The organism is Neorhizobium sp. BT27B (assembly GCF_050455485.1).
Lineage (GTDB): Bacteria > Pseudomonadota > Alphaproteobacteria > Rhizobiales > Rhizobiaceae > Neorhizobium.
On sequence record NZ_JBCIYT010000013.1, the window covers coordinates 140,994 to 147,116 of the forward strand.

At 56.2% G+C, this 6,123-nt stretch carries 7 protein-coding genes; 5 read left to right on the top strand and 2 right to left on the bottom strand.

Annotated features, from left to right (window positions below; translation table 11 throughout):
- Positions 1 to 19 precede the first annotated feature (19 nt).
- From AAIH70_RS26325 to trbI, 4 genes are read left to right on the top strand one after another with little or no spacing between them, the layout of a single operon-like run.
- The gene (locus AAIH70_RS26325) at positions 20 to 682 is read left to right on the top strand and encodes a conjugal transfer protein TrbF (RefSeq protein WP_430036646.1); all 663 of its coding nucleotides are present in this window, start codon (positions 20 to 22) and stop codon (positions 680 to 682) included.
- A 17-nt stretch (positions 683 to 699) separates the two neighbouring features.
- Positions 700 to 1,530, top strand: a complete 831-nt coding sequence (gene trbG, locus AAIH70_RS26330) for a P-type conjugative transfer protein TrbG (protein WP_430036649.1) — start codon at positions 700 to 702, stop codon at positions 1,528 to 1,530.
- A gap of 3 nt (positions 1,531 to 1,533) precedes the next feature.
- Positions 1,534 to 1,980: a conjugal transfer protein TrbH gene (gene trbH, locus AAIH70_RS26335; protein ID WP_430036652.1), complete on the top strand. Its 447-nt coding sequence runs from the start codon at positions 1,534 to 1,536 to the stop codon at positions 1,978 to 1,980.
- 15 nt (positions 1,981 to 1,995) lie between these two features.
- The gene (trbI, locus tag AAIH70_RS26340) at positions 1,996 to 3,297 is read left to right on the top strand and encodes an IncP-type conjugal transfer protein TrbI (protein ID WP_430036655.1); all 1,302 of its coding nucleotides are present in this window, start codon (positions 1,996 to 1,998) and stop codon (positions 3,295 to 3,297) included.
- A gap of 965 nt (positions 3,298 to 4,262) precedes the next feature.
- On the opposite strand, the gene AAIH70_RS26345 is transcribed toward trbI, so the two are convergent.
- Together AAIH70_RS26345 and AAIH70_RS26350 are read right to left on the bottom strand one after the other, a co-directional pair.
- The gene (locus AAIH70_RS26345; protein WP_132280413.1) at positions 4,263 to 4,568 is read right to left on the bottom strand and encodes a hypothetical protein; all 306 of its coding nucleotides are present in this window, start codon (positions 4,566 to 4,568) and stop codon (positions 4,263 to 4,265) included.
- Between the two features lie 90 nt (positions 4,569 to 4,658).
- A complete protein-coding gene (locus tag AAIH70_RS26350) occupies positions 4,659 to 5,564 on the bottom strand; it encodes a diacylglycerol/lipid kinase family protein (protein ID WP_132280410.1) in 906 nt (301 codons plus the stop codon).
- 371 nt (positions 5,565 to 5,935) lie between these two features.
- Here AAIH70_RS26350 and AAIH70_RS26355 point away from each other — a divergent pair.
- On the top strand, positions 5,936 to 6,123 hold a 188-nt coding region (locus AAIH70_RS26355), incomplete at its 3' end, for a hypothetical protein (RefSeq protein WP_430036659.1).

Consider the following 6,123-nt stretch of genomic DNA (forward strand, 5'->3'; position numbering starts at 1 on the left):
CGCAGACAGGATGGGCAGAATGGCAGCGCCACGCACACCCGACAATCCCTATATCGCCGCAAGGCAGGAATGGTCGGAACGATACGGTTCCTACGTCAAGGCCGCAGCTGCCTGGCGAACCGTCGGCATATTGAGCCTGACAATGGCAGTAATCGGCTTTGGTTATGCGCTTTATCTCAGCACGCAGGTGAAGCTCGTTCCCTACATTGTCGAGGTGGACAAGCTTGGAACCACGGTCTCGGCCGGCTTCCCGCAGCAGATCGAGTATGCGGACGCACGTGTCGTGCGGGCGACCCTTGGTGCTTTTGTCACAAGCTTCCGGTCCGTCACCCCGGATGCGGTCGTGCAGAAGCAATATGTCGACCGTGCCTACGCACTGTTGCGGACAGGCGATCCGTCAACCCAAAAGGTCAATGCCTGGTTTCGAGGCAACTCACCGTTCGAGAAAGCCGTGAATGCGACGGTGGCCATAGAAGTGAACAATATCGTCGCGCTTTCCAACCAGACCTACCAGATCGACTGGACGGAATATGAGCGCGATCGAAGGGGAAGGGACCTGGCCACCAGACGCTTCCGCGGCATCGCCACCGTCTCGGTCACCTCACCGCAGGATGAAGCAACGATCCGGCTCAATCCTATTGGCCTCTATGTCACCGACTTCGATTGGACAGCGCAACTTTAAGGGCAGGGGATACCGCAATGCGGATGATAAACAGACATGCAGCCTTTGGCTGCCTGATGGCGCTTGCTGCCTCGTTGAGTGCGGCAAGTCCGGCAGTATCACAAAGCCTCAACAGAAACGAGGCAAAGGCAACCGGTCTCTCCGGGAAGTGGCGAGCGCAGCCCGGACTGGTGACACGTGGACCGGATGGAAAGGTCGTCTTCCTGTTCGGTGAAACACAGCCTTCCGTCGTCTGCTCACCTCTGCAGGTGTGCGATATCGAACTGCAGGGAGGGGAGATTGTGCGAGACGTCCTGGTTGGCGACACGGTCCGCTGGAAGGTGGAACCAGCGACATCCGGGGCGGCGAACGGGCAAGCGATCCATTTGATAGTCAAGCCGTCGGAGGCGGGTCTCGTCACCTCCATGGTGATCACCACGTCACGCCGCACCTACCATATCCAGCTGAAATCCCACCCTACCCAATACATGGCCCGGATCGGCTTCGAATATCCGGAGGATGCGTCGTCCAAACTGTCGGACATCAATGCCAGACTTCAGGTGACGAGCGGACCAAACGGCGGTGTCGCACCCGAACACCTTGCCTTTTCCTATTCCCTCACCGGCCGTGCCCCCTGGCGTCCCAAGCGGGTCTATTCGGATGGCCAAAAGACCTACATCCAGTTTCCGCGCACGATATCCGGCCAGGACGCACCGGTCCTGTTCGTCGTATCCGGAGGGCAAAACCGCGTCGTCAATTACCGCATGAAAAACGATATGATGATCGTCGACTACAATATCGACAAGGCCATTCTGTTATCGGGGGTAGGGTGGAGAAAACAGAAAATTACCATCCGGCGGGGTAGTTGAGCCATGTGCCGCTTCCCGACAGCCTTTATCTTCATAGTCCTCTCGCTTTCGGCCTGCCATACCTCCACGGAGGGGCTGTCCGAGAGCATTGCGCCTTCAAATATTACCGGACCGGCCGCCAGCACAATCGCCGGCGACATGGCTGCACGATATGCGGAGCAGGCCGGATCGACCGGTGCGACCATCAGATTGCACAGCGAAGCATCCGACTTCGCGGTTGCTTTCGAGGCGGCCCTGAAAGGCTGGGGTTATGTGGTCGTCACTGACGACAAACAAATCAAGGGCCCGAACAACACCGAGCGGGTAGAGCTCGCCTATTCGCTTGTCTCGATCGACGGGCAGGTCCTCGCCCGGCTGTCGACCGATACGCTCGAGCTCGGACGTGCCTATACCGTCACGAACAGTGTGGCCACGCCGGCAAGCCCTCTATCGCTGATGAAGCGCAACTGACAGGCGGATAGATCGATGGTTCAATCTCTGCAGCTGGGGAATCCCGCGCAATCTGACAGCGACAAGCGCATGAGGCGCCTGAACCGGGTGCCCCTGTTCGTCGGTCTCGGCCTGGTCGCCCTGTTTCTGGCTGTGCTCGTTTACGGTCTGTCGTCGCGCGGCATAAGGTTCGGTCAGCAGGTTCCGGAAGGGGAGGGAGCCGGGACACCTGCCTCCAGTTTCGCGGAACAGATGAAGCGTGGCGTGAAAGACGGCATTATCGGAGATCGGGAAGAACCGCAGCAGGTGTTTCAGCCAACACCGGTACCGTCCGTACAGCCATCCACGACGCCGACGGACATCGCGCCCGTCGAACCGCGTGAACGTAGAGGCTCACGCATGGAGCCGGAGGAAGAGTGGAATGCCAGGATCCTCCGTGAACAAAGAGAGCAGATCCTGCGTGAACAGCAACGTCAGCGCATGGCCAGCCTGCAGGCCAAGAATGCTGCGCTCGATTCTCCCCTCAAGGTCGATACCGCAGATTTGGGTGCAAACGGACAGGACGCCGGCAACGCATCCAACCAAGCGAATGGCGCCAGATCATCTGGCGGCACATCGGACCTTTATGCCGCGGCATTGAAAGCGGGCACTGCCGGTCAGATGGGAGATCAGAACGATCAGGCATCGAAGGCGGATTTTTTCAACGCCGATATCAAGGAACTCGGCTATCTGCCCAATCAGGTTGTTGCACCATTGTCCCGGTTCGAGCTCAAGCGAGGATCCGTCATTCCCGCAACCCTCATCACTGGCCTCAATTCGGATCTTCCAGGACGGATAACCGCGCAGGTCAGCCAGAATGTGTATGACAGCGCGACCGGGCATTATCTGCTGGTGCCCCAGGGCACGAAACTGTTCGGCCGGTATGACAGCAAGGTGTCATTCGGCCAGAACGGCGCGCTGGTCGTTTGGACCGATATCATATTTCCCAATGGATCGACCCTGCAGATCGGTGGCATGGCCGGCACGGATGCGCAAGGGTATGGAGGGTTTCGCGACAAGGTCGACAATCACTATCTGCGTACCTTCGGATCCGCCGCTCTCGTCGCGCTCATCGGGACCGGGATCGACATGGCCATGCCTGAAAGCTCGACGCTTGGGACACAGGATACGGCATCCGACGCAGCACGACGAAACTTCGCCGAAACCTTTGGCCGTGTGGCCGAGCAGACGATCTCGAAAAACCTCAATGTCCAGCCGACGATCAGGATCCGGCCCGGCTATATCTTCAACGTCCTTGTCGATCAGGACATCGTCTTCCCGGGTATGTATGCCAACTGAGAGAACGGTTCTGGCAAACGGTGAAATGACACGCCAACGGCGCAGTCCGGGTTCGGCCCTAAGCGGTCATTGATGCGCTCATCGTCAGGACATGAGCGCAGCGTTTCAGTCGATTGCAAGTGACCCCGTCGTCAAAAACATGAATGTTTCACTATTCGCCTTCCCATGCTGTAAACTTTACGAGTTTGTGGGTCTGCGTTGAAATTTGCATATCTTCGCTGTGGACAGACAAGATCAATCGAAGTTTTGTAGCACCGGAGCATATCTGTCCTTCGTTGAACGCCATCATCGTTGTCCGCGCAAAGTTGCTGTGGTACTTGCACTTAGCGCATTTCTGCCGTCAAAACCACAGAGGTCGTCTTCACAACCTCCGCCCCGCTCGGAAAAGCGGCAAAGAAAACACCGCTTGCGCATATCCTGCATCGGACAATGGAAAACTTGCATCAAGAGCAAGTATCAAAACACCGCTTTTTGCCATGGCGCAAAATCCGACGGAATGTACGCATGCTTGGTTACCGGATCTGCGGAGGCACACTAATCGCGGTCCTCCGCACACGACCTACCGAACAGTATAGGTCCCTTTGGGGACAGGATAAGCATGAGCGTCCCCGTTCTGATAAATGAAGCCTTTGCGTGACAGGCAACTGCGCGTTTCAGGCGCGTCGTACTGAACATGGAATACACGATCGGTCTCGCGTGTCCGATAGCCCTCAAGTCTGCAACGGGAAAGCGCATCACTGTAAGCCAGTTCCAAGTGTCGATCGCCAGCCACAGGCACAGCGCCGTAAAGTTGCCAGGTGCTCTTAGCCTCCGCGACTGCGGCCGATGATATAATCCCTGCTGCGACGGTAAATACGAACCCGAAACGCATCACAATTCTCCCTTGAGGTGATGGTGCGAGAAACGGAAGATCGTTCACTTTGTTCCGCAGGCGTGTCCGCGCTTACAATGCGGTACTTCCAATATCAGATACCTGAGCCGTTCAACTCTCCATCGTCGTCACCTTCCCATGCTGCGGGCATCGTTAGGCTATCGATGTCTGCTTCTGGCATTGGCATCCAGCATTTCAGTTCAGGCTCGGCATACTGGATGATCATACCAGGTGTAGAATCTGAAGAGCGCCAACCACCTTCGCTACCGTGATCACCATTCGACCAATATATGAGATCAACTGCTCCCGCTCCCTGTTCCGATGGGCGGATAGTCGCGAGGATACGGCTTCCATTTCTTGGCGCGGTACTCATATGTCGCCAGCCGTTCGGATCTTTCATTCAAACCTCCTCCAAAGTCCTCATTAAAGTGCACGTTTTCTGCTCGGCCACCACCCTGATCTAATCGACTACGCCCCACGCTGTAGATTGCTAGGCGTTGGCTGAAGGTACCAGCACTTTCAACTCTCCCGGATGTGTCCGTATGGCGATGTCTTGGTCCATTGCGACAATCTCTCCATCCATCACACACCGTATGCCATGTCGATGCCGCGGGAAATGAAGGTTGATTTCTGATGATTTAAAAGCTGTGATCGCGGGGTTCTCTTTAAGTTGCCCGCGCAGAATGTCGAATGCCAAGTGCACTGCTGATCGAAAGGTCAACGGCTCGGCCAGATAGATCCCGAGATGCCCTCCGTCGAGGCTCTCTGCAAACATTAGCGCATCGCGGCCGAATTCGTTATTAGAAACCGATATGGCCGAAATCTGCTGTTTTCTGGATTCGCCATCAATATTGAACGCGACCTCGAACCGAGGTGGTCGCGCCATCGCGGTCAATGCGGCCCGAACAGTCGCGCGGATCTTACCGAAGCGAGAGCCAAACTCCATGGCATCACGTAGCCGTACCATTCTCGGACGCATCCCAGCTGAGAACTGATGCACAAAGCTCTGGCCGTTTGCTGATGCTATATCGACATTCCTACTCTCGGCATAAGCCAATTTTTCGAGAACATCCCATACATCCAGCGGGAGTTGCAGCGATCGCGCGAACAGATTCATTGTGCCTGCAGGTAAGACACCCAGCACTTTCCCGCTTTTCCAGGAAAGTCTTGCAGCAGCCGATATCGTCCCGTCGCCACCACCCGCCAATAGGCAATCGACATCGGGGCGATTGGCTGCCGCCTCCAAAGCGTCGGCAACCTCATTGCCAGCGACCACGCGGCATTCAATTCTATGCCCCGCTCCTTCGAATACCTCGATGACCTTCGACTCATAAGCCACCATGTCGGTAGTCCGGAAAGTTCCGCCATCGCGGTTAAAGACAGCAATGATGTTCATTGGACCCGCCTGATTGAGATTCCCCGCCAGATGAACGGTCTCGCATCCAATTTGTTGCAACCGGACCGAGGCTTTACCCCCAGAATTGATGCTCAGCAGAGCTTATGGGGTCTCATGAAACGTTCCGAACTCAGGCCGTCAATGAATGGATTTGCTCAACATCAGCACACGGCCGACAGAGGACATTCCAACCGAGCTGCGTACCGGCGCTGACGAGGAGAATCCCAGCCCCTTGGGATGGTCGGCACAAAACCGATGAGGCTCGACGGCATGGTGCGGGTGATGGACAATCGCGAGAACTGGTACAGTTTTTCGCTTTAAAAGTCCGCAACCGTGGATATCAGGCGGGTTGCTCAGATACACTAAATCTGATGATCCTGATCTTGGATCCGAAAACCGGTCTGTCAGGTAACCCTGCCATGCCACGACGCTTGCCGCCTGATATCTCCAAGTTTGAGCTTACAGCAGGTGAGCATCTCATGGTAACCGCCCGGTTGTTACCGCGGAGATTTTGCTTTGATGCGAGCAACAAGCTCTTTGTCGTCGACAAATCCGTCGA